At 68.5% G+C, this 22,397-nt stretch carries 21 protein-coding genes; 6 read left to right on the top strand and 15 right to left on the bottom strand.

What is annotated here, in order from left to right:
• Positions 1–6: 6 nt before the first annotated feature.
• Positions 7–705 (bottom strand): glutathione S-transferase N-terminal domain-containing protein, encoded by a 699-nt coding sequence (locus tag HV798_RS25680; protein WP_025138791.1) that lies wholly within the window; start codon positions 703–705, stop codon positions 7–9.
• 118 nt (positions 706–823) lie between these two features.
• Positions 824–1,729: a DMT family transporter gene (locus HV798_RS25675; protein ID WP_175194259.1), complete on the bottom strand. Its 906-nt coding sequence runs from the start codon at positions 1,727–1,729 to the stop codon at positions 824–826.
• 123 nt (positions 1,730–1,852) lie between these two features.
• Here HV798_RS25675 and HV798_RS25670 point away from each other — a divergent pair, with 123 nt between their 5' ends.
• Positions 1,853–2,320, top strand: coding sequence for an Lrp/AsnC family transcriptional regulator (locus tag HV798_RS25670; RefSeq protein WP_175194257.1), 468 nt, complete (start codon positions 1,853–1,855; stop codon positions 2,318–2,320).
• Positions 2,321–2,411: 91 nt separating this feature from the next.
• Here the strand turns inward: HV798_RS25670 and HV798_RS25665 are convergent, their stop codons facing one another.
• The 4 genes from HV798_RS25665 to HV798_RS25650 form a co-directional block, all read right to left on the bottom strand.
• Positions 2,412–2,906 carry a glutathione peroxidase gene (locus HV798_RS25665; protein WP_025137643.1) on the bottom strand — a complete coding sequence of 165 codons (495 nt, stop codon included), beginning with the start codon at positions 2,904–2,906 and terminating at the stop codon, positions 2,412–2,414.
• Between the two features lie 32 nt (positions 2,907–2,938).
• Complete coding sequence (locus tag HV798_RS25660) at positions 2,939–4,141, bottom strand: MFS transporter (RefSeq protein WP_175194256.1); 1,203 nt, start codon at positions 4,139–4,141, stop codon at positions 2,939–2,941.
• A 175-nt stretch (positions 4,142–4,316) separates the two neighbouring features.
• A complete protein-coding gene (locus HV798_RS25655; protein WP_175216586.1) occupies positions 4,317–5,519 on the bottom strand; it encodes a DUF1501 domain-containing protein in 1,203 nt (400 codons plus the stop codon).
• A 25-nt stretch (positions 5,520–5,544) separates the two neighbouring features.
• Positions 5,545–7,110: a DUF1800 domain-containing protein gene (locus HV798_RS25650; RefSeq protein ID WP_246289157.1), complete on the bottom strand. Its 1,566-nt coding sequence runs from the start codon at positions 7,108–7,110 to the stop codon at positions 5,545–5,547.
• 381 nt (positions 7,111–7,491) lie between these two features.
• On the opposite strand from HV798_RS25650, the gene HV798_RS25645 reads away from it, so the two are divergent.
• Complete coding sequence (locus tag HV798_RS25645; RefSeq protein ID WP_081821602.1) at positions 7,492–7,830, top strand: hypothetical protein; 339 nt, start codon at positions 7,492–7,494, stop codon at positions 7,828–7,830.
• 13 nt (positions 7,831–7,843) lie between these two features.
• Here HV798_RS25645 and HV798_RS25640 read toward each other — a convergent pair whose 3' ends face one another.
• Positions 7,844–8,725, bottom strand: coding sequence for a LysR substrate-binding domain-containing protein (locus tag HV798_RS25640; RefSeq protein ID WP_175194250.1), 882 nt, complete (start codon positions 8,723–8,725; stop codon positions 7,844–7,846).
• Positions 8,726–8,801: 76 nt separating this feature from the next.
• Between HV798_RS25640 and HV798_RS31880 the strand changes: the two genes are divergently transcribed.
• The 3 genes from HV798_RS31880 (at position 8,802) to HV798_RS25625 (ending at position 11,837) form a co-directional block, all read left to right on the top strand.
• Complete coding sequence (locus tag HV798_RS31880; protein WP_175194248.1) at positions 8,802–9,968, top strand: four-carbon acid sugar kinase family protein; 1,167 nt, start codon at positions 8,802–8,804, stop codon at positions 9,966–9,968.
• A 137-nt stretch (positions 9,969–10,105) separates the two neighbouring features.
• Positions 10,106–11,143: a 4-hydroxythreonine-4-phosphate dehydrogenase PdxA gene (gene pdxA / locus HV798_RS25630; protein WP_246289155.1), complete on the top strand. Its 1,038-nt coding sequence runs from the start codon at positions 10,106–10,108 to the stop codon at positions 11,141–11,143.
• A gap of 19 nt (positions 11,144–11,162) precedes the next feature.
• Entirely contained in the window at positions 11,163–11,837 is a 675-nt protein-coding gene (locus HV798_RS25625; RefSeq protein ID WP_246289152.1) for a beta/alpha barrel domain-containing protein, read from the top strand.
• 50 nt (positions 11,838–11,887) lie between these two features.
• Here the strand turns inward: HV798_RS25625 and HV798_RS25620 are convergent, their stop codons facing one another.
• Together HV798_RS25620 and phrB are read right to left on the bottom strand one after the other, a co-directional pair.
• Positions 11,888–13,582, bottom strand: a complete 1,695-nt coding sequence (locus HV798_RS25620) for a methyl-accepting chemotaxis protein (RefSeq protein WP_175194244.1) — start codon at positions 13,580–13,582, stop codon at positions 11,888–11,890.
• 187 nt (positions 13,583–13,769) lie between these two features.
• Complete coding sequence (gene phrB / locus HV798_RS25615; RefSeq protein ID WP_175194242.1) at positions 13,770–15,188, bottom strand: deoxyribodipyrimidine photo-lyase; 1,419 nt, start codon at positions 15,186–15,188, stop codon at positions 13,770–13,772.
• A 314-nt stretch (positions 15,189–15,502) separates the two neighbouring features.
• On the opposite strand from phrB, the gene HV798_RS25610 reads away from it, so the two are divergent.
• Entirely contained in the window at positions 15,503–16,951 is a 1,449-nt protein-coding gene (locus tag HV798_RS25610) for a CoA transferase (protein WP_175194240.1), read from the top strand.
• Positions 16,952–17,038: 87 nt separating this feature from the next.
• On the opposite strand, the gene HV798_RS25605 is transcribed toward HV798_RS25610, so the two are convergent.
• The 6 genes from HV798_RS25605 to HV798_RS25580 all read right to left on the bottom strand — a co-directional run bounded on the left by HV798_RS25605 (position 17,039) and on the right by HV798_RS25580 (position 22,239).
• Complete coding sequence (locus HV798_RS25605; RefSeq protein ID WP_025137655.1) at positions 17,039–17,578, bottom strand: peroxiredoxin; 540 nt, start codon at positions 17,576–17,578, stop codon at positions 17,039–17,041.
• Positions 17,579–17,677: 99 nt separating this feature from the next.
• Complete coding sequence (locus tag HV798_RS31875; protein WP_175194238.1) at positions 17,678–18,928, bottom strand: YXWGXW repeat-containing protein; 1,251 nt, start codon at positions 18,926–18,928, stop codon at positions 17,678–17,680.
• A 30-nt stretch (positions 18,929–18,958) separates the two neighbouring features.
• Entirely contained in the window at positions 18,959–19,102 is a 144-nt protein-coding gene (locus tag HV798_RS25595) for a hypothetical protein (RefSeq protein WP_175194236.1), read from the bottom strand.
• Between the two features lie 236 nt (positions 19,103–19,338).
• Positions 19,339–19,746, bottom strand: a complete 408-nt coding sequence (locus HV798_RS25590) for a DoxX family protein (RefSeq protein ID WP_175194235.1) — start codon at positions 19,744–19,746, stop codon at positions 19,339–19,341.
• A gap of 181 nt (positions 19,747–19,927) precedes the next feature.
• Positions 19,928–21,316: an ATP-dependent RNA helicase DbpA gene (dbpA, locus tag HV798_RS25585; protein WP_025137658.1), complete on the bottom strand. Its 1,389-nt coding sequence runs from the start codon at positions 21,314–21,316 to the stop codon at positions 19,928–19,930.
• A 104-nt stretch (positions 21,317–21,420) separates the two neighbouring features.
• Entirely contained in the window at positions 21,421–22,239 is an 819-nt protein-coding gene (locus HV798_RS25580; RefSeq protein ID WP_246289149.1) for an IclR family transcriptional regulator, read from the bottom strand.
• Positions 22,240–22,397: the final 158 nt, after the last annotated feature.

Genomic DNA, 22,397 nt, shown 5'->3' with positions numbered 1-22,397 from the left:
CCTCGTTCAGCGCACGTGCTGGGCGGTCTGGCCGAACAGGATGCGGCGCGATTCCTCATCGCTGACCGACGGCGTGGTGTTGATGCCGTCTGCCAGCGCGTAGGCGCGTTGGGTGGCCGGGCGCGCGGCAATGGCGTCGAACCAGCGCTTCAAGTGGGGGAAGTCGTTCAGGTCCTGGCCTTGCTTGGCGTGCGGCACGATCCAGGGGTAGGCGGCCATGTCGGCGATGGAATAGTCGCCGGCCACGAATTCGCGGTCGGCCAGGCGCTTGTTCAGCACGCCGTACAGGCGGTTGGTTTCCTTGACGTAGCGGTCGATGGCGTAGGGAATGCGCTCGGGGGCATAGCCCGAGAAGTGGTGGTTCTGGCCGGCCATGGGGCCCAGGCCGCCCATCTGCCAGAACAGCCATTGCGACACCTCGGCGCGGCCGCGAAGGTCGGCGGGCAGGAAGCGGCCGGTCTTTTCGGCCAGGTATTGCAGGATGGCGCCGGATTCGAACAACGAGATCGGCGCGCCGCCATCGGCCGGCGCCTGGTCGACGATGGCCGGAATGCGGTTGTTCGGCGCAATGGCCAGGAAGTCGGGCTTGAACTGGTCGCCCTTGCCGATATTGATCGGATGGATCTGGTAGGGCAGGCCGGTTTCTTCCAGGAAGATCGTGATCTTGTGGCCGTTCGGGGTGGTCCAGTAATAGAGATCGATCATGCGGATTCCTTTCTCGTCATGGCGCCGCCGGGCGGAGCCGGCGGATAGGAAAACCATGATAGCGGCGGGTGGGGGCGGGGCGGACGAATACCCCGAAGCCGGGTGCGGGATTGTGGCCTTACGCCGCGCCCGGCTTGGCGCCGCCGCGCAGGCGCCATTGCCAGTTCAGGCTGACGCCGGCCGCGGCCAGGAAGATCAGCGCCACGCCCACGACCTGGGTGGCGTCCATGCGGTGCCCGTACACCACCAGGTCCAGCAGGATGGCCACGGCCGGGTAGATGAAGCTGAGCGCGGCGGTGGACGTGGTCGGCAGCTTCTGGATGGCCGAATACATCAGGATGTACATCAGGCAGGTGTGGATCACGCCCAGCGCCACCAGGTAGCCCCATTGCAGCGGCGCGGCGGGCAGGGCGTTGAAGTCGGCCATGGGCAGCAGCATCACGGCGCCCAGCGTCACCTGCACCAGCGCCAGCACTTGCGGCGGGATGCCCTTCAGGCGCTTGACGATCACGGCGGTGACGCCGTAGAGCGCCGCCGCGCCCAGGCCTAACAGCAGGCCCGACAGGTAGGCGGCGCCACCCGCGCCGGCCGTGTCGGTCAGGCGCAGCACCAGCAGCAGTCCGGCAAAGGCCACCACCGACCAGGCCAGCTTGCCGCGGCTGGGGCGTTCGCCCAGGAACAGCGCGCCCAGGCCGATCAGGAAAAAAGGCTGTACGTTGTAGACGGCGGTGGCCAGCGAGATCGAGGCCAGCCGGTAGGCCGAAAACAGCAGCACCCAGTTCAGCACCAGCGCGGCGCCCGCCGCCAGCGCCAGGCCCAGCGTGCGGGCGGTGAACAGGCCGGGCTTGAGCAGGCCGCGAGCCCAGCAATACAGGAACAGCGACAGGGCGCCGAAGACGCAGCGAAAGAACACGACGTTCCAGGCGCTTTGGCCGGATTCCAGGACGAACACGCCAAGCGTGCCCGACAGGGTCATGGCGGCGGCCATTTGCGCCAGGCCGAGGCGGTCGGAATGGGGGGACATGAGAGGCTCCAGGCGGGCTTGCGGCCCAGGGATTCGATGGAGAAATTATCCCAGGCCGATCCTGCGAGCTATATGATGTTGATACGGCAGTTTTGTTTTTGAACCTTCATTTAGGTGGAATTTATGCAAAACGACCTAAAGAATGAAAGCCCGGTTCTGGATGGTATCGACCGCCGCCTGGTCGAGACCCTGACGGCCAATGCGCGCACCACCACCGCCGACCTGGCACGCCAGGTCGGTATGTCCGCGCCCAGCGTGGCCGACCGCCTGCGGCGGCTGGAAGAATCGGGGGTGATCCGCGCCTACACGCTGGACGTCGATCCGGTGGCGCTGGGCTATACGCTGGAAGCGATCGTGCGCATCCGGCCGCTGCCCGGGCAACTGCGCCGGGTCGAGGGCCTGATCCAGGAGATTCCGGATTTCGTGGAATGCGACAAGGTCACGGGCGACGACTGCTTCATTGCGCGTCTGGTGCTGCGGTCGATCACGCACCTGGACGGCATCCTGGAACGCGTGACCGAATTCGCCGAAACCAATACCGCCATCGTCAAGTCGCACACGGTGCGCCGCCGCTTGCCGCCGCTGCGTTGAGGCGGGCCGTTGGCCGTTGGCCGGGGCCAGCCTACGCAGGCTGGCGTTTCAGCCCTGCCGTGCCGCGGCAGGGCTTCAGTCCGCTCAGGCCTTACACGGCCGGCGCGGCCAGCGCACGCACGATATCGTCCTTCAAGCCCGCGGGCGTGTCGGTGGGGGCGTAGCGCTTGATGACCTGGCCGTCGCGGCCCACCAGGAACTTGGTGAAATTCCACTTGATGCCCTCGGTGCCGAACACGCCGGGCTTTTCGCCTTTCAGCCAGCGGTACAGCGGGTGGGCATCGGCGCCGTTGACATCGATCTTGGCGAACAGCGGGAAGGTGATGTCGTACTGGGTGGAGCAGAAATTCTGGATCTCGGCTTCGTTGCCGGGTTCCTGGTGGCCGAACTGGTCGCACGGAAAACCCAGCACGGTCAGGCCGTCATCGCGCAGGCTGCGGTACAGCTCTTCCAGCCCCGAGTACTGCGGCGTGAAGCCGCACTTGGAGGCCACGTTCACCACCAGCAGCACGCGGCCGCGGTAGGCATCCAGCGGTTGGTCGGCGCCATGGATGTCGCGGGCCGAGAAATCGTAGATCGTGCTCATGGTGGGCTCCTGGGGATGTCGACGCGGCTGGGTCAGGCGTCGGAACGGGACGAGGCCAGTTCGCTGGCTTGCGGCGGCTGCGCCGTCCCGGCATGGCGTCCATAGTAGCGCGTGCCCCACAAGGTCAGCAGCAGCACGCTGGCGGCGATGGCCGCCGACATCCAGGGCAGGTCGGTCAGCGGCAGGCCGTGGCCCAGCGCCAGGCTGCCCAGCCACGCGCCGCCCGCGTTGCCCAGGTTGAAGGCGCCCTGGTTCAGGGTCGACGCCAGGTTGGGCGCATCGGCGGCCTGGTCCACGATCAGGGTCTGCAACAGCGGCACCACGGCAAAGCCCAGCGTGCCCCAGATGAAGGTCATCACCAGCATCGGCGCCAGCGCGTGGATGGCCTGGCTGAGCGCCAGGAACACCAGCACCAGGCCCAGGAAAATGCGGCGCAGCGAGACTTCCAGGTTGCGGTCGCCCAGCTTGCCGCCCAGGGTGCTGCCCACCGTCAGCGCCACGCCGAACAGCAGCAGCACGCCGGTCACGCCGCGTTCGGACACGCCGGTGATGTCGCGCAGGATGGGCGCAATGTAGGTCAGCACGCAGAACAGCGAGGCCGACGCGAGCACGCTGGCCGCCAGCGGCCACAGCACGCGGATATCGCGCAGCACCTTGAATTCACGCAGGATGTTGCCGGGCTGCATCGGAATGCGGCCCGGCAGCCACGCCGCCAGCGCCGCCACCGCGGCCAGGCCGATGCTGCTGACCACCCAGAAGGTCGAGCGCCAGCCGGCCACCTGGCCCAGCGCGGTGCCCAGCGGCACGCCCAGCACGTTGGCCAGCGTCAGGCCGGTGAACATCAGCGCGATCGCGCTGGACCGCTGGTTGCGCGGCACCAGGTCCGCTGCCACCACCGCGCCGATGCCGAAGAAGGCGCCGTGGCAGAAGGCCGTGAAGACCCGCGCCGCCATCAGCAGCCCGTAGTTGGGCGCCAGCGCGCACAGCAGGTTGCCCAGCACGAAGGTGCTGGCCAGGCCGATCAGCGTGGCCTTGCGCGGCAGCTTGGCGGTGATGATGGCCATGATGGGCGCGCCGATCACCACGCCCATGGCGTAGCCGGTGATGAGCAGGCCGGCGATGTCGATGGTCACATCGAGGTCGGCGGCGACGTTGGGCAACAGGCCCATGATGACGAATTCGCTGGTGCCGATGCCGAAAGCGGCGGCGGCCAGCGCGATGAGATGCAGGGGCATGGAAAACCGGAAAGGGGATGGCCGGGGCGCGGCGGGCGGCGCGGGCGGCAAGGGGAACAAGTCCGTGATTTTAGGGCAGCCGGGCACGCGGGCCCGGGCAATGACCTGCCAATGATAGGGGCAAGGCCTTACAGGAAGGTGTCGGTGTACGCGCAGGCGCCATCCCGCGCGTGGGTCACACCAGCTTCAGATCCAGCGGCGCGATGCCGGGGAAGATCTGCGCCAAACGGGCCTTGTCCAGGCCGTACAAGCGTGAGAACAGGCCGGCGAACAGGGCGCGGTATTCGTTCAGGACGGGGTAGTCGCGGTCCTGGAACAGCGTGTTCTGCGCGACCTTGACCTGGCGGCCGGCGATGCGGCCGCCTTGTACGTTGCCGCCCAGCACCCAGTAGACCGTGCCGTGGCCGTGGTCGGTGCCTTTGTTGCCGTTTTCGCGGAAGGTGCGGCCGAATTCGCTGATGACCACCACCGTGGCCTGTTTCCAGGCCGGGCCCATGGCATCGGCGTAGGCGGCCAGCGCGCGGCCCAGCTGGCCCAGCCGGTTGGCCAGCATGCCGGTGGCCGCGCCCTGGCCCACGTGGGTGTCCCAGCCGCCCACGTCGACAAAGCCCAGGTTGTAGCGGTCGCTCATGAAGCGGCCGATGCGGCGCGCTTCCTGTTCGAGCTTGCCGGCCGAGACGGCGTTGCCGTTGGCGGCCTGCATCTCGGCTTCCAGTTCTTCGCGCGCCGCGCCCATGATGCGCTGGCCTTCGGCCACCGAGGCGTCCAGGTCGGTGTGGCGGTACATGGACGCGATGGCGCGGTTGTCCTCGTCGCTCAGGCGCGACTTGCGGCTGGCGCCGCCCAGATCGATGTTGGGCACGCGTTCGTCGCCGCGAAAGATCTGCGGCACCTCGGACGTGAAGGCGGCCGATTGAGTGCCGCCGCTTGCCAGCGTGGCCGCCAGCCGGTTCAGGAAGCCCGAGCGGAAATCGCCGCCCTTGGCGCGGGCTGCGCCCTGGCCCAGTTCGATGCTGTTCTGCGTTTCGAAGTGGCTGCGGCTGATGTCGTCGGTGCCGGCGAACGGCACGAAGGCCAGTTGCCGCTTCTGGTAGAACGGCATCAGGCTGTCGGCCAGCGCGGGATGCAGGGCCCAGCCGTCGGCCAGGGGCAGGGCGGCGTCCGCGCCGCTGCCGGGGCGGGCGATGGCGATGGACGGGCGCGATTCGTAATAGAAGTCGCTGCTGGCAGGCACCAGCAGGCTGGCGGCGTCGTAGGCGCCGCGCATGAAGACAACCAGCAGTTTGTTGCCGGCGGCGGCGGGCGCGGCGTAGAGGCGGCTGGCGCCGAAGGCCAGCGGCGCCGAGGCCATCAGTTGCAGGATGCGGCGGCGATGCATGACGGGACTCCTGTTGCGCCGCGTGTCAGCGGCGCATGAATTCGGGCGAGGCCAACAGATAGGTGTTGGCGTCCTTGGGATTTTTGGCCTGGGCGATGGCCTGGCGGGTGGCGGGCGACAGGTGGGCGAACAGGCCGTCGGCGCCGTCCTGGCGCAGCAGGTCGGGCATGCGCGGCAGGTCCACCGGCCCCTTGTCGTCGCCTTCGCGATAGAAGGCCTGCGGCCCGGCGGCGATGGCGCGCGCCACTTCGAAGCGCGCGGTCATCTGGCCCGAGCCGGCCCAGTCCGACTGCGCTTGCGGATAACCGTCGGGCGTCAGGCGCTGGTTCAGGGGCTGGCCCAGTTGGCGCAGCATGGCCATGCCGGGGCGCGTGTTGACGATGGGCGGCAGGTCGGCGTAGGCCAGGCGCAGCGCGGAATACACGTAATGCACCGGGTCCTTGAACACGCCGGCCTTGAGTGAATGCGCGAATTCGGGCGAGGCGAACAGCGTCTGCAGCGTGGCGGCGATGTCGCCATCCTGCGCCTGGAAGGTCTTGGCCATCTTGTCGATCACCGACGCCGGCGGGGCGTCGCCCATGAAATAGACGGCCAGCTTGGTGCTGACAAAGCGCGCGGTGGCCGGGTGGCGCGCCAGCAGGTCGACGGCCTGGTCTACTTCGGCCATGCCGGCGCCGCGGATGGTGTGGCCCAGGAAGGTCTTGTCGCCGTAATCGTGACGCGCGGGGTTGAAGATGAACAGGCCGTCTTCCACCAGCTGGCCGCGCAATTCGGGCCGCAGCTTGGGCGCGCCTTTCGCGTTGCGGATGCCCAGGCCCGTCAGGATGCGCGCCAGTTCCTGCACGTCGGTCTGGGTGTAGCCGCCCTTGACGCCCAGCGTGTGCAGTTCCATCAGCTCGCGGGCATAGTTTTCATTGATGTGGCCGGCGGCGTTCTGGGTGTTGTCCAGGTACACCAGCATGGCCGGCGAACGCAGCGTGGCCGCCAGCAGGTCGCGGAACTTGCCCAGTGCATGCGGGCGGATGGCGCGCTCTTCGTACTGGTCGATGTAGGTGCCGATGTCGTTCTTGGCGGCATAGACGTTGAAGTGGTTCATCCAGAACCAGGTCATCTGTTCCTGCAGCTGGTTGGGCGAGTACAGGGCGCGGTAGAAGGCGCGGGTGGCGGTGTCATCGGCGCGTTGGCGCGAGATGGCGCGCGCGTCGCGCTGGGCGTCCTGCTTGGGGCCGGGGGCGGCGTCCTTGGCGTCCTGGCGTATCGCGCGCTGTTCGGCCAGCGCGTCGTCGGCGCTCTGGCGCGAGATCGATAGCGCGTCGATGCGCTGCTGCACGGCAGGCGGCAGGCGGGCGCGCGGGTCGGGGTGCAATTGCGCTTGCAGGTAGCGCGCCGCGCCCAGTTCGCGCAGCCGCGCCAGGTCGGCGGGCGTGGCGCCCCAGGTGATGCGGTTGAGCAGGGCCGCTTCTTGCGCGCGGGCCTCGGCGTCGCGCGGGTTGGCGGCGGCAGGCGCGGGGTCCGCAGCGGCCCGGGCGGCGGGTGGCGCAGCCTGGACGGCCAGCGGCAGCAGCAGCGCCAGGGGCGCGAGACGGCGCAACAGCGGGCGCAGGAAAGAACGCGGCCGTTGCCAATGTGGCAGCCCCCGATGTGGCAGCCCCCAATGCGGCAGTCGCGAATACAGCGCATGCCAGGACGGTGAGCGCAAGGATGGCATCAAGCGGGCCCCTCTCTGGTAATCGATCAGGCCTGTCGTCAGCAGGTATTCAGGTCCGGCGCGCAACGTGCAGGCCCTGAGCGTATGACAGGATATTCGCACCGGCATTCCCTTGCGCGCGCCGCTTGAAACGCACGGAAACCGATCGTTTTGCCCCTGCGGCGCGCTATCCCTGCGCGGCGCGGGGCCATTGCCGCCTGTGCGGGCCGGCCGTCCTATCATGTGCCATCGCAGTCAGCGCATGCGGCGCAAAGGAGGCCGGTGATGCGGGAAATGATCGACCGTCTGGAAGGAATGTTGGCCAAGGGCACGGACAACATGTTGTTGCGATTCTCGTTGGGCAAGGCCTATGCCGAACAGGATTGCTTTCGCGAAGCCGAAACGCATTTGCGCGCCTCGCTGGCCTTCGATCCGGCCTATTCGGTGGCCTGGAAATGGCTGGGCAAGGCGTGCCTGGGCCTGGGCGACAAGGCCGGTGCACGCGCCGCCTGGGAATCCGGCCTGCAAGCCGCGCAGGCGCGCGGCGACAAGCAGGTCGAAAAGGAACTGCTGGTATTCATGAAGCGCCTGGACAAGGAAGCGGCCGCCGCACAACAGCCGTGATGGCGGCCGCTAGTCAGGCGGCGTCGCTATCGCTGCGCGCGGTGTCGACCAGCCATTGTTTCAAGGCCGCCAGCGCCGTGTCGGCGCCGGCCGGCGTGGCCCGAGGTTCGATCAGGCCATAGTCGGACCCATCGGGCGCAAAGCCCAGGGGCGCAACCAGCCGCCCCGTGCGCAGATCGTCCAGCGCCAGGATGCGCGGGCTGAGCGCCACGCCCAGGCCCGCGGCCGCGGCTTGCACCATCAGGAAATGATGATCCAGGTGCCGCGTGCTGCGCGGCGCCGGGTGCGCGGGCGCTTGCGCCAGCCAGTCGTCCCAGGCCTGCGGCCGGGTGCGCGAGGCCAGCGCCACGTAATGGCCCGATAGAAAATCCGCCGCCAGGGCAGGGGCCATCACCGGCCCCATGCTTTCGGGCATCAGCCGGGTGACCGTCCAATCGGGGTGCACCGGGAAATCCAGCCGCCGCAGCGCCAGCGTGACCGAGTCGCGCGCAAAATCCAGCGCGCCGCCACCCACCGAGAGATGCAGGTCGATATCGGGATGCTGGTCCTGAAAGGCCGACAGGCGCGGAATCAGCCAGCGCATCGCCACCGAACGTTCGCATGACAGCACCACGGGCCGCTTGGCGCCGCGGTCTTGCAGGGTGTCGATCGTGCCGTTGATCAGGCCCAGGGCGCGGCTCATGGTCGAGGCCAGCAACTGGCCGGCGGCGGTGATACGCAGGCCGCGGCCGGCGGGCTCGACCAGCACCAGGCCCAGGTCGTCGGCCAGCTTGGCCACGCGCCGGCTGACGGCGCCGTGGGTGAGCGACAGTTCATCGGCGGCGGCGCGCATCGAGCCCAGGCGGGCCACGGCTTCGAAGGCACGCAGGTCGTTCAGGGAAGGGCGTCGGGTCATTGGTGAGTTTTCATCACGGATATACGTCAGAAATCATGGATATTCCTGGTTGGTGATATGCATTTTAATCACCAATATGAACCGCACCCCTGCAACCGCTTTCCCTTCCGTCGGCATCATTGCCGATGACCTGACCAGCGCCGCCGATGGCGCGGGGCCTTTCCTGCCCTGGGGCGGCTCGGCCCGGGTGCGTCGCGATGCGATGGACGATGAAGGGGCCCGTGTGTTGTCGCGGGATACCGGCAGCCGCGCCATGCCCGAGGCCGCCGCCGCGCAGGCCGCGGGGCAGGCGACGGCGGCCCTGGCCCGCCGCGACGTGGTCTACAAGACGATGGATTCGACCTTGCGGGGGCATGTGCGCGCCGAGCTGGCGGGGGCCTTCCGGGCCAGCGGCCGGCAGTTGCTGGTGGTAGCCCCGGCATTTCCCGACGCCGGTCGCGTGACGTCGGGCGGCCATCAATATGTGAACGGCACGTTGGTGGCGGCCAGCGCCTACGGCGCCGATCCCGTGCATCCTGCGCGTACCTCGCGCATCCTGGACCTGATCGACCCGGCCATCGGCCCGGTGCGCGAGGTGGCCGAAGGCGCCAGCGCAGTCGCGTTGCGCGAGGCCGCCGCGACGTCGCGGGGGCTGGTGCTGGATGCCCGCACGCAGCAAGGGCTGAATGCCCGCGTGGCGCAGGTGGCGGCGCTGGGCGTGCCGGTGCTGTGGGTGGGGGCGCCGGGCATGGCGCGGGCGCTGGCTGCGCACTATGGCACAACGCCTTCAACCCGCCCCACCCATTGCGAGGCAGCACCTGTGCGCCGCGTGCTGGTCGTCGTCGGCAGCGCCAATCCGGTCAGCCACGCGCAGTGCGACGCGTTGCGTGAGGCCGGCACGCAAGTGGTGGCCCAGGCGGACGAGATCCATCCCGCCGCCCCATTGGTTTGCCTGCGTGCCCCGCAGGCCGCGCAGGCCGGCCCCGCAGCCGTATTGGCGGCGTTGACGCAGCAGGCGGCGCGGGCGTTGGCCTGTCATGCGTTCGATGCCCTGATCGCCACCGGCGGCGACACGCTGGCCGCGCTGCTGGACGCCTTGGGTATCCGCGCATTCACGTTGACCGACGAACTGGCGCCCGGTTTTCCGGCGGGCATGGCCTTGCGCGCCGATAACGGGCAGCCGTTGGCCATCGCCATGAAGGCGGGCGGTTTTGGCGGGCCCGACGCGTTGTTCGACGCCGCCGAAAGGTTGCTGCGCCGATGATTTCCTTGCCTGAAGACGCGCCCCAGCATGGCGCGATCGTTCCCTTGCCGACCCGGCCGTCCATGCCGAATTCATCGCCGTCCAATTCTTCTCCGTCCATTTCTTCACGGCTCAGTACCGTAAAGCCGAGGCCTTCAATGCCCGAGTCACCCAACCCCGCCTTGCCCATGGCCATCACGATGGGTGATCCGGCCGGCATCGGACCGGAAATCATCGCCAGGACGCTGCTGCTGCCGCACTATGCCGAGCGCTGCCTGGTCGTGGGCGACCCCGCCGCCATGACGCGTGCGCTGGCGCCGCTGGGCGCTGCCCATCGCCTGCACGTCGTCCAGGACGTGGCCGATGCCGGCCTGCGGGCCGACCGCGTGTGCCTGTTGCCGTCGTCCGCGCTGCAGCCCTTGCCGCCACTGGGGCACGTGAACGCGGCGTGCGGCCTGGCGGCCTACCAGGCCATCTGCATGGCGATCGACCTGGCGCGGCAGGGCCGTGTGGCCGGCATGGTCACCGCGCCCATCCACAAGGCGGCGCTGGCCGCGGCCGGCGTGCCGTACCCCGGGCACACCGAGATCCTGGCGGATCGCAGCGGCGCGCGGCGCGTGGCGATGATGCTGGTCAACGAGGCCATCGCCACCGTGCTGGTGACCATCCATTGTTCGTTGCGCCACGCCATCGAGCGCGCTGATTTCGCTGCGCAGTTGTCTGCCATGCGGCTGGCGCACGACGGCGGCCGCGCACTGGGCGTGGCCGCGCCACGCGTGGCGGTGGCCGGCCTGAATCCGCATGCCGGCGAAGACGGCCTGTTCGGCGACGAAGAGGCGCGCATCATCCGGCCCGCCATCGCGGCTGCGCGCCGGGAGGGCATCGACGCCAGCGGCCCCTGGCCGGGCGACACGGTCTTCATGCAGGCGCGCCAGGGGCGCTTCGACGTGGTGGTGGCGCAATACCACGACCAGGGGCTGATCCCGGTCAAGTACCTGGGCCTGGAGCAGGGCGTGAACATCACGCTGGGCCTGCCGTTCGTGCGCAGCAGCCCCGACCACGGCACGGCCTTCGACATCGCGGGGCAGGGCATCGCCGATCCGGCCAGCCTGCGCAGCGCCATTGACCGCGCCTTTCAACTGGCCGGGCACGCGCAAGACTTGCCCAAGGCCGCATTCCCTATCGACAATGCCTGACCAGGACACCCCCATCATCATGCGATCCGACTTTATCTTCATGCTGACGCGCAACGACCGCACGGTCGACAGCGCCGACGCCTATCTGGACATCGCGCTGGACAGCGGCGTGCGGCACATCGGCTTCAAGGACATCGGCCAGCCGCTGGCGACCTTGCAGCGTTTGAACCGCGGTATCCGCGAGGCCGGCGGCCACAGCTATCTGGAAGTGGTGTCACAGGATCGCGACAGCGAACTGGCGTCCGTACGCGCCGCGCTGGAACTGGACGTGGACTTCCTGCTGGGCGGCACGCATGTGGCGGATGCATTGCCGCTGCTGGCGGGGTCGCGTATCCGTTATTACCCGTTTCCCGGCCAGGTGCATGGACATCCCAGCATCCTGGGCGGTTCGCGCGAGGCGATCGCCCGCAGCGCGCGCCAGCTGGCGGACCTGCCCGGCGTGCATGGGCTGGATCTGCTGGCCTACCGCGCGGATGTCGACGTGCCGGCCCTGATCGCGGACGTGTGCCGCGTGGATGTGCCGGTGATCGTGGCGGGGTCGCTGGATTCGGCCGAACGCATTCAGCTGGCCTGCCGCGCGGGCGCGGCAGGCTTCACGGTCGGCACCGCGGCGCTGGACGGCAAGTTTCCCGCCGCCCGGGAAGGCTTGGCGGGGCAGTTGCAGGCGATTCTGGCGGCCGCGCAAGCCGCCTGAACGATCGCGCGCAGACCGGGCCTGGCCGCGTAGCCGCCCGGCACGCTGACTCAAGAAACCCGCTGCTCGAGCAACGGCTGTGCCACGCGCGGCGGCGATGCGATCAACCCCGCGGGCACGGGCGCCGCCGCGCGCTTGGGCAGCACCGTCTGGGCGCCGGCAATGCGGAACACCTCGATCGCGTGACGCAACTGCGCGCCGCGCGTGCGCAGGTTGTCCACCGCCAGGCTGGCTTGTTCGACCCGCGCCGCGTTGCGCTGCGCGGCATTGTCGGTTTCCGAAATGGTACGGCTGACGTTGTCGATGCCGGTGTGCTGTTCCGTGGACGTGGCCGCGATCTCGTTGACGATCTGGGTCACCTGCTGCACCGAATCGACGATGTCCAGCATCGCCTCGCCGGCCCGTTCCACATGCCGCACGCCGTCTTCGACCTTGTGATTCGAGGCCTCGATCAGTTCCTTGATCTCGCGCGCGGCGGTGGCGCTTTTCTGCGCCAGGCTGCGCACCTCGGAAGCCACCACCGCGAAGCCCTTGCCGGCCTCGCCCGCGCGCGCCGCTTCCACCGCGGCGTTGAGCGCCAGGATGTTGGTCTGGAACGCGATGCCGTCGATGATGCCGACGATCTCGGCGATGCGCGACGTGCTTTGCACAATGCCCTGCATGGCCGCCACCGCATCGTTGACCACCTGGCCGCCGCGCTTGGCCACGTCCGACGCCTGGTTGGCCATCTGGTCCGCGCCGTGCGCATTGGTGGCCGTCTGCTTCACGGTCGACGCCAGCTGCTCCATGCTGGCCGCCGCTTCTTCCAGCGATGCCGCCTGGCGTTGCGTGTGGGCCGACAGGTCGGCGTTGCCGTCGGCGATCTCGGCGGCGGACGACAGTGCGCTTTCAATGCCGTGGTGCACGTCGCGCGTGATGCTGACCAGACTTTTGCGCATCACTTCCAGCGAGAATTTCAAGGCGCCGATTTCGTCGCGGATGCTGGCTGGCGGCAACGGCGTGCTGAGATTGCCCGCGGCGATCTGGCGCGTGAAGTCGGTGGCGGTGACCAGCAGCCCGGTGATCGATCGCGCAAAGCCCCAGCCCGATGCGAAGATCAGCACGACGCCGCCGGCCAGCATGGCCCCGGCCAATGCGATCTCTTCGGTGCTCATGCGGTCCAGCATGCCGTACAGCGCCACGCCAGCCGCGCCCAGGAACAGGCTGGACGCCAGCACGGCCCAGGCCAGCATGCGCGAACGCACGCCGGTCAGGCGCCACAGTTTCAGGCGGGCCAGCACGCCGCGGATGCCGGTGGGCTTGACCTGGCCGCGGCTGAGCGTGAAGCCGCGCGCCGTGCCGTTGCGCAGGCGCGTGTAGGCCGCGTCGGCGGCATCGATCTGGGCGCGCGTCGGCTTGACGCGCACCGAGGCATAACAGACCGTTTCGCCGCGTTCGATGATGGGCGTGACGTTGGCCAGCACCCAATAGAAGCCGCCGTCCTTGCGGCGGTTCTTGACCACGCCGGTCCAGGACTCGCCGCGCTGGATGGTGCGCCACAGGTCTTCGAATGCTTCTTCCGGCATGTCCGGATGGCGCACGATGTTGTGGGCCGCGCCCACCAGTTCATCGCGTGAAAAGCCGCTGACTTCGACGAACGCCGGATTGGCGTAGATGATGCGTCCGCGCGAGTCGGTGCGCGAAATCAAGTACTGCTCGTCGTGCAGCGTGTATTCCTTGTCGTAGACCGGCTGGTTGTTGCGCATGCGTCTGTCGTCCTGTGATGGGCGTGGCGAGGTGCTGCCGGATGATCCGGGACGGACGGTATGGCCGGGTTGATCTACATCAAGATATTTGGAAATTATGCGAAAGGTAAATGTGGGCGGCGAACCCAAGCCGTGCTGTGATGGACGGCTTTGGTTCGCGCGGGGATGGGCGCGGTGATGTGCGGGGCTATGCCTTGGGCAGGTTGCCGAAGGCCTCCAGCGCGCGCAGGCGGCTTTGCGCCAGGTCGACGATGGGCAGCGGGTAGCCCGCCGCCGCGCGTTCCATGGGGCTGGGGTCGTGGATCGCCGAGTCGTCCAGGTGCGCCAGCTCGGGCAGCCATTCGCGCAGGAACACGCCGCGCGGATCGAACTTGCGCGACTGCGACAGCGGATTGAAGACGCGGAAGTAGGGCACCGAATCGGCGCCGGTGGACGCGCTCCATTGCCAGCCGCCGTTGTTGGCGGCCAGGTCGCCGTCTACCAGGTGTGCCATGAACCAGGCTTCGCCCAGGCGCCAGTCGATCAGCAGGTTCTTGGACAGGAACATCGCCGTGACCATGCGCAGGCGGTTGTGCATCCAGCCCAGCGCCAGCAGCTGGCGCATGGCGGCATCGACGATGGGCAGGCCGGTGCGGCCTTGTTGCCAGGCCGCCAGGTCATCGGGCGCGTCGCGCCACGGCACGGCGGCGGTCTCGGGCTTCATGGGCTGGTGCATGGACAGCGCGGGGCAGGCGGCCAGCAGGTGCTGGTAGAACTCGCGCCACAGCAGCTCGTTGATCCAGGTGGCGGCGCCGACATTGCCGCTTTCCAGTTCGCCGTGGTTGGCGGCCTGCGCGGCCCGCAGCGCCTGGCCCGGCGACAGCACGCCGGCCGCCAGGTAGGGCGACAGGCAACTGGTGGCGGGCAGGCTGGGAAAATCCCGTTCGTCGCGATAGGCGTCGATGACGCCGTCGGCAAAGGCGTCCAGCCGGTCGCCGGCCGCGCTTTCCCCGGCGGGCCACAGCGCGCGGATGGCCTCGCTGGCGGGGCCGTAGCCGTCGAAGGCAGCGGGCAAGGGGTCCGGGCCCCAGGCCGGCGCCGTCTGCGCCTTGGGCGCGGCAATGGCGCGCAAGGGGGCGGTGCGCAGGCGCTCGCGGCAGGCGCGGGCATAGGGGGTGTAGACGCGGTAGGTGTCGCCCTTGCCGGTCAGCACCGTGCCCGGCTTGAGCAGCGTTGCCCCGTGGTGCAGCGTCCAGTCCACCCCGGCCTCGGCCAGGCGCCAGGACACCGTGTCGTCGCGGCGGCGTTCGTTGACCGCCCATTCCGTGTTGGCGTGCACTTGCTCGATCGCATGGTCGGCGCAGAAGGCCACGAGCGCATCGGGCACCTGGTCCCAGGTGTCCACGGTCAGCAGCTTCAGGGGGATGCCCAGGCGGGCCAGGTCCTGCGACAGTTCGCGCAGGTTGCGCAGCCAGAAATCGACCTTGGCAGGCGCTTCGCCGTGCAGGCGCCACTGGCCGGGGGCCGTGATGAACAGGGCGGTGGCCGTGCCATTGGCCGCAGCGGCGGCCAGGGCGGGGTTGTCGTGCAGGCGCAGGTCGGTGCGCAGCCAGATCAGCGTATTCATGACGGGCGGTCGGTCTGGAAAACGCGCGCGCCGGGCGGCGAGCGGCAAGGCAGGCATTCTATCTTGGGCCGGGGGCTGCGCCGCGGCTTGCCTGCGCCGGACAACGATGCCACGCCGTGTAAAAACTACGAGTAGATGTGACCAATGTGTGCGGCGCCGGGCCTGCCGGCGGACCCGCGGCCCGGGGCCGTTGCCCCGTGAAGACGGCGCGCGCGGCGGTCAAACCATGAAACACGCTGGCGCTTTCCCTGTATTGACGCGGCTGGCGGGGCCGCCATGTAATTCACTTAACGCCAAAAGCAAGATGAATAAATATGGGACACCTGATGGATTTCCGCCCGTCCTTTCTCAAAGGACGCACCCCCGCCAGCAAGACCTCCCGCGATGTCTTGCAACACCTCTGGCGCTCGTTCGATCTGCCCGACGAGTCGCTCGAGCATGTGGTGCTGAGCGGCGCGGAACCGGTGTTGCCCTCGTCTTTCGCGGTGGGCACCGCGGCGCAGGCCAGCATCGCCGCGGCGGCGCTGGCGGCGGCGGAAATCTGGCAATTGCGGGGCGGCGCCCGCCAGCAGGTCGCCGTGGACATGCTGCACGCGGCGCAGGAATGCCGCAGCCATTTCACGGTGGACGGCGCGACGGTTGACCCGCGCGATCCCATCACCGGCGTCTACCGCTGCGGCGACGGCGGCTGGGTCCGCATCCACGCCAATTTCGCGCACCATCGCGACGGCGCCCTGGCGCTGCTGGGCTGTCCCACCGGCGACGGCGCCACGCGCGCCGCCGTCGAGCAGGCGCTGGGCCGCTGGCGTGCGCAGGATTTCGAACAAGTGGCGGCCGACGCCGGCCTGGTGGTCACCGCCATGCGCAGCTTCGACGAATGGGACCGCCATCCGCAGGGCCAGGCCATTGCCGCGCAGCCCCTTCTGACCATCGAGCGCATCGGCGATGCCGACCCCCGGCCATTGCCCAAGTACGGCCAGGACGCCCGTCCGCTGCAGGACATCCGCGTGCTGGACCTGACCCGCATCATCGCCGGCCCGGTCTGCGGTCGCGCGCTGGCAGCCTACGGCGCCGACGTGATGCTGGTGAATTCGCCCAACCTGCCCAACATCGACAACCTCATCGACACCAGCCGCGGCAAGCTGTCGGTGCTGGCCGATCTGGACACGGCCGATGGCCGCATCGCGCTGGGCAACCTGCTGCGCAGCGCCCATATCTTCGTGCAGGGCTACCGCCCGGGCGGCATGGCCGCGCTGGGCTTCGGTCCGCAGGATGTTGCCCGCATCCGCCCCGGCATCGTCTACGTGTCGCTGTCGGCTTACGGCCCGGTAGGCCCGTGGGCCAGCCGCCGCGGCTTCGATTCGCTGGTGCAGACGGCGGCGGGGTTCAACCACGCCGAAGCGCAGGCCGCCGGCCAGGATGCGCCCAAGCCGCTGCCCATGCAGATCCTGGACCACGCGTCTGGCTATCTGATGGCGTTTGGCGCCCAGGTGGCGCTGGCGCGGCAGGCCACCGAAGGCGGCAGCTGGCACGTGAAGGTATCGCTGGCCCAGACCGCGCACTGGCTGCGTACGCTGGGCCGCGTCGAGGGCGGCCTGGACTGTCCGATGCCCGGCTTCAATGGCTTGCTGGAAACTACGCCGTCCGGCTTTGGCGAGCTGGTGGCGGTGCGCCACGCGGCGCAGTTTTCCGAAACGCCTGCGCGCTGGACCCGGCCGTCCTGCCCCCCGGGCACGCATCCTACGGTGTGGCCGTTCAACTGACCGGAACGCGCAAGACGGTGGATGAATGAACAAGGGGGCGTGAGCCCCCTTTGTCATGGTCCGGATTCGGTCCGTCTCCTGTTCGGCTTATTTCTTGGCCGCCTTCCATTCCCGCAGTGCGCGCATCGTGTTCGCCACGTGTGCCTCGGGATTCATGTTGGTGTATTCGTACAGGATCTTGCCGTCGGGCGAGATCACGTAGGACGTGCGCTGGGCGCGCTCGGGGCGGGCATCCAGCACGGCGTCGTAAGCCTTCATGATCTTGCCGTCGCCGTCGGCGGCCACCGCGAACTTGCTGCGGCATTCGCTGACCGAAAACTTGTTCAGGGTATCGATGTCGTCGGCCGAGACGCCGATGACGGTGGCGCCCAGCGACTTGTATTCGTCGGTGGCTTCGGCGAAATCATGCGCCTCGATGGTGCAGCCCTTGCTGAACGCGGCGGGGTAGAAATACAGCACCACGGGGCCTTGCTTGAGGGCTTCGGCAAGCTTGAAGGTGAACACATTGCCGCCGAGCGAGGCCTGGGTGCTGAAGTCGGGCGCGGGCGCGCCGACATTGAGAGCCGCCTGGGCGGCGGTGCCGGCCAACAGGCCGCAGGCGAGGAACAGGGGGGCAAGGCGCTTCATGAGAGTCTCCGGAAATCGGTGCGCGGCGGGGCTGCGTCGGTTCTTGCACTGTAGCCCCGCCGGCGATGGGAATCCAGTCCGGCTTCAGTCAGCGAAAATTCAGTCGCGGCCGCGTTCGTGAGGGGCCGGCCGTTCGCCGCCGTGCTGCGGTTCATGGCCGCCTTGCGGCCGGTTGCCGCCGCCATGCTGCGGATTGCCTTCGGGCCGCGCCTGCGGTGGGCTTTGCGGCCGATTCTGGGGCGCGGCATGGCGTTCACGCGCGGCCGCCTGCGCCAGGTTGTCGGGCGCGGGCGTGGGGCGCTGTGCCTGCGGCGGTCGCGCTTGCGGCGGCTGGGCCTGGGGTTGCGCTTGCGGTGGGCGTTGCGCGGCCGGTTGCTGCGGTGGCTGCCCCTGCGGCCCAGGGCGCGCCTGGCCCGGCGACATGCCGCCAGGGCCGCCGCGGTTCATCTCGGGGCGATCGCCAGGGCCGCCGCGATTCATCTCTGGGCGACCGCCAGGCCCGCCGGCGTTCGGTCCGTTGGCCGGACCCGCGCCCGGCCCATTGCCTGGCGCACCACCCGGCCGCGGTCCTTGCCCCGGCCCGCCGCGTTCCGGCGCATGTTCGACGAACGCCTGGGCCGGACGGCCCTGGTTATGGTCGAAGAATTGCGCCCGGTTGCCTGCGGCCTGGCGGGCGAAGCCGCGCTGCATGTCGGTGGGCGGACGATGCTGTTCGTTGCGCGCCGCGACTTCGCGCGGATCGGCCTGGCGCTGGATGCCGGCCGGCCCGCCGTTGTAGCTGATGCGGCGGTTGTCGATGTTGTTGACCACCACCGTGTGGTTGTAGACGTTGGTGACGCGCGTGACGTTCACGTTGGTCACGGCGCGGTTGTAGAAGAAGCGGTCGTGGTCCCAGTAGCCGCCGACGAAGCCGATGCCGATATAACCGAAACCGTAGTTCACGCCGCCATAGAAGCCGATGTGCGGGCCCCAGTAGCCGCCATGCCAGAGATAGATGCCGTCGACAAAACCCCAGTAACCAGGCGTCCACAATGCGCCGGTGTAGGGCGCCAGCACCCACGCGCCGGGCACCCAGAAGTAGCCCAGGCGGTTCAGGCTCCAGTAGCCCGGCACCCACATGTAGCCGTCGCCGGGGGCGGGCGGCTGTTCATAGACGGGCAGGGGCGGCGGGGGCTGCGGGCTGCGGTCCACGGGCGCCAGGTTGGCGTTGGCGGGATCGCCGTTGTCGTAGGCGGGCGCCGCCGGTGGGGGCGGCGGCGCATAGGTCTGGGCCATAGCGCCGGCACTGACCGCCAGCAGGACGGCGGCGGCCAGCGGGCGTAGCGGAAGAATCCTGGCGTGGGCGTTCATGGCGTTTCCTTTACGCGGCGGGCGCGTGGATCAATAGCCGTGATAGTAGTAATGCGGGGCGGGGTAGTAGTAATAAGCGGGCGCGGGACGGTAATAAGCCGGACGCGCCGGCACCACCACGCAGCCCGACAATGCACTGGCCATGGCCAGCATCAACAACACGGTCTTCTTCATTTGGAATCTCCTGCCGAGCGCCGGGCGTGCACCACGCGTTCAATGGGCTCGTAGGGATTAGGCCACGCCTGGCGTGGCGAGTTCGGCTCTGTAATGGATCCGAAACAGCTTTCAAGTGACGGATGTTTGCGCCGGCGTGACCGTTGATGTCGTTCGTAGCATTTGTGCCGTTCGCGCATGAAAAAAGGCCGCTTGTGACAGCGGCCTTTCAGGTTGGCGCAAGTTGTGCTGCCGGATCAGTTCCAGCGGCCGCCGGTGCCGGCCAGGCTGAAGCGGCCTGCACCCATGAAGGCGATGGCCAGGGCCGTGAACAGGAACATGCCTTGCAGTTCCAGCGCCCAGCCGCCGTTGTTGGTCAGGCTGGACAGTTGGCCGGTGTGCGCCAGCAAAATGGCCACGACCATGTTGATGGCGATGATCAGGCCGCCCAGGCGGGTGTAGATACCGACTATGAGCAGTACCGGCGCGAGGATTTCGCCGATGTAGACGCCGTAGGCCAGAAAGCCGGGCAAGCCGTGCGAGGACAGCATGCCGCCGATGCCGCCGACGCCGCCGCCGGTGATCTTGAACAAGCCATGGAGCAGAATCAGAATGCCGAGGGTCAGGCGCAGGATCAGCTTGCCGGTGTCGTCGGATTTGATCATGGTGAGTTTCTCTTGTGATGGTTAAGGGGGGCGATGCGCGGATTGGAGCGCATGGCGAGCCTTTGGTTCCGCGCCCGGCGCCGCTTGGAGCGCCGGGCGGGGCCATTATGGCAAATCCCGAGCAAAACCATCAAGCTTTTGACCCCGTTAACGGGGACCGGCCGACGGGTCGCCGGGGCGCTCAGAATTCCTCAAGGTAGCGCATGCGAAAGCGCCGGCCCTTGATGTTGCTGTTGGAGATACGCGAAAACACCTGCTTGGCGATCTTGCGGTCCAGCGCGACGTAGGAATTGAATTCGGTGATGTTGATCTTGCCGACCTGTTCGAACGTCAGGCCGCCGTCGCCGGTCAGGGCGCCCAGCAGGTCGCCGGGGCGCAGCTTGTCTTTCTTGCCGCCCTGGATGCACAGCGTGACCATGGGCGCGCGCAGGGGGCGGTCGGCCTTGGCGCGCAGCGACTTGATGTCGCCCCAGGTCAGGGGCGAACCCTGGTATTGCTCGATCAGGTTGGCCCAGCGCATTTCGTCGGGCGAGCACAGGCTCAGCGCCAGGCCTTTCTGTTCGCCGCGGCCGCTGCGGCCGATGCGGTGCACGTGGACTTCGGTGTCCTTGGTGACGTCGACGTTGATGACGGCGCCCAGGTTCTGGATGTCCAGCCCGCGCGCGGCCACGTCGGTGGCCACCAGCACGGCGCAGCTCTGGTTGGCGAACTGGATCAGGATTTCATCGCGTTCGCGCTGTTCCAGGTCGCCATTCAGGGCCTGGGCGCTGATGCCTTCGGCCTGCAGGCGTTCGACCAGGTCGTGGCTGCGCACCTTGGTGTTGCAGAAGGCCAGGGTAGATACCGGGCGGAAATGCGCCAGCAGCGTGGCCACGGCGTCCAGGCGGTCGGCCGGATCGATTTCGTAGAAGATCTGTTCGATGCGGCTGGCATCGTGCTGCGCCTCGACCTTCACTTCGGCCGGGTTGCGCAGGAAGCGTGCGCTGAGCTTCTTGATGTTGTCGGGGTAGGTGGCCGAGAACAGCAGCGTCTGGCGCTTGGTGGGGCAATGCGAGGCGATGGCGACGATATCGTCGTAGAAGCCCATGTCGACCATGCGGTCGGCTTCGTCCAGCACCAGCGTCGTCAGGCCCGAGAGATCCAGGCTGCCGCGTTCCAGGTGGTCCTGGATGCGGCCGGGCGTGCCGACCACCAGGTGGGCGCCGCGCGCCAGCGATTCGGCCTGCGGGCGCGCCGCGGCGCCGCCGCACAGGGTCAGGATCTTGACGTTGGCGATCTGGCGGGCCAGCCGGCGCAGTTCCTGCGCGACCTGGTCGGCCAGTTCACGGGTGGGGCACACCAGCAGCGCCTGGGGCGTCAGGCGGTTGGTGTCCAGCTTTTGCAGCACGCCCAGGCCGAACGCCGCGGTCTTGCCGCTGCCGGTCTTGGCCTGCGCGATGATGTCGCGGCCTTCCAGGATGAGCGGCAGGCTTTGCGCCTGGATCGGCGTCATGTTCTCGAACCCCAGGCTTTGCAGGTTCTCGAGCAGGGCGGGGAGCAGGGGCAGGGAGGTAAAAGGCGTGTGGGTCACAGTAGGGTCGCAGAAACTGCGAAAAAAGCGGATTTGGCCGACAGTGTAAGCCCTGGGCGCCTGGAAAGTGCCCGCCAGGCCCGTCTGGCGGCCGTGCCTGGCGCCTAGTCCGTCGCCGGGTCTGTCTCAGGGGCCATTGCCGGGTCCGTCGCCGGCTCCGTTTCCTGCGTGGGGGCCTCATAGGTGCCCGCCAGGGCCCGGGCGGCCTCCTGCATGCGCGGCAGCCAGGCGCGGGCGCCGTCGATCGACAGCCGGGCCACCGGCGCGTGCAGCGCCACCGCCGCAATGGCGCGCCGGCCCTGCATGATGGGCACCGCCATGCAGACGATGCCCAACAGGAATTCCTCGCGGTCGAAACTGGCGCCTTCCTTGCGAATCGCCTGCAGCTCGTGTTCCAGCGCGGCGGCCTCGCACAGCGTGTTGGGCGTATAGCGCGGCAGCGGCGCCGCGGCCAGGAGGCGTGCGCGGGCCTCGCGCCGCATGTGCGCCAGGAACAGCTTGCCGCTGGCGCTGCAATGCAGCGGCACGCGCGAACCGGGTTGCAGGTTGACCCGCAGCGGCCAGGCGGTTTCGACACGATCCAGGTAGATCACCTCGTCGCCGTCCAGCATGGTGCAGTTGCAGGTCTCGCCGATCTCGTCGACCAGGCTGTCCAGGATGCGGTGGCGTTCGGCGCGCAGCGGTGAATTGAGCAGGGTGTCGCGCGCCAACGCCGACAGGCGCGGGCCGCTGATATAGCTTTTGCCGGCCGGTTCGCGCAGCAGCATGCCGGCATCGACCAGGCGCGACAGGATGCGCAGCACCGACGGCTTGGGCAGCCCGGTGGCCTCGGTCAGCGCCGCCAGCGACACGGGGGTTTCCGAGCGGGCCACCTGTTCCAGCAAAGTCAGCGCGCGCAGCGCCGCGGAGGATTCGTCTTTCATCTTTCAATATTTGAAGATTTGGCGAAAGGGCGCCCGTTGTGTGCAGATTCTGCAGAAAACGGAACGCAGCGGGGTGGGAAAACGCATGCTTGTGCTGCAGTATCGGTTCACACCGGCCAATATGCAATCCAAGCCGCGCCGGCCCGCCAGGAGAGAGA

It is taken from the genome of Achromobacter deleyi, assembly GCF_902859705.1.
GTDB lineage: Bacteria > Pseudomonadota > Gammaproteobacteria > Burkholderiales > Burkholderiaceae_B > Achromobacter > Achromobacter deleyi.
The sequence above is the reverse complement of the archived record's forward strand: the minus strand, read 5'-3'. Positions and strand labels throughout refer to the sequence as shown.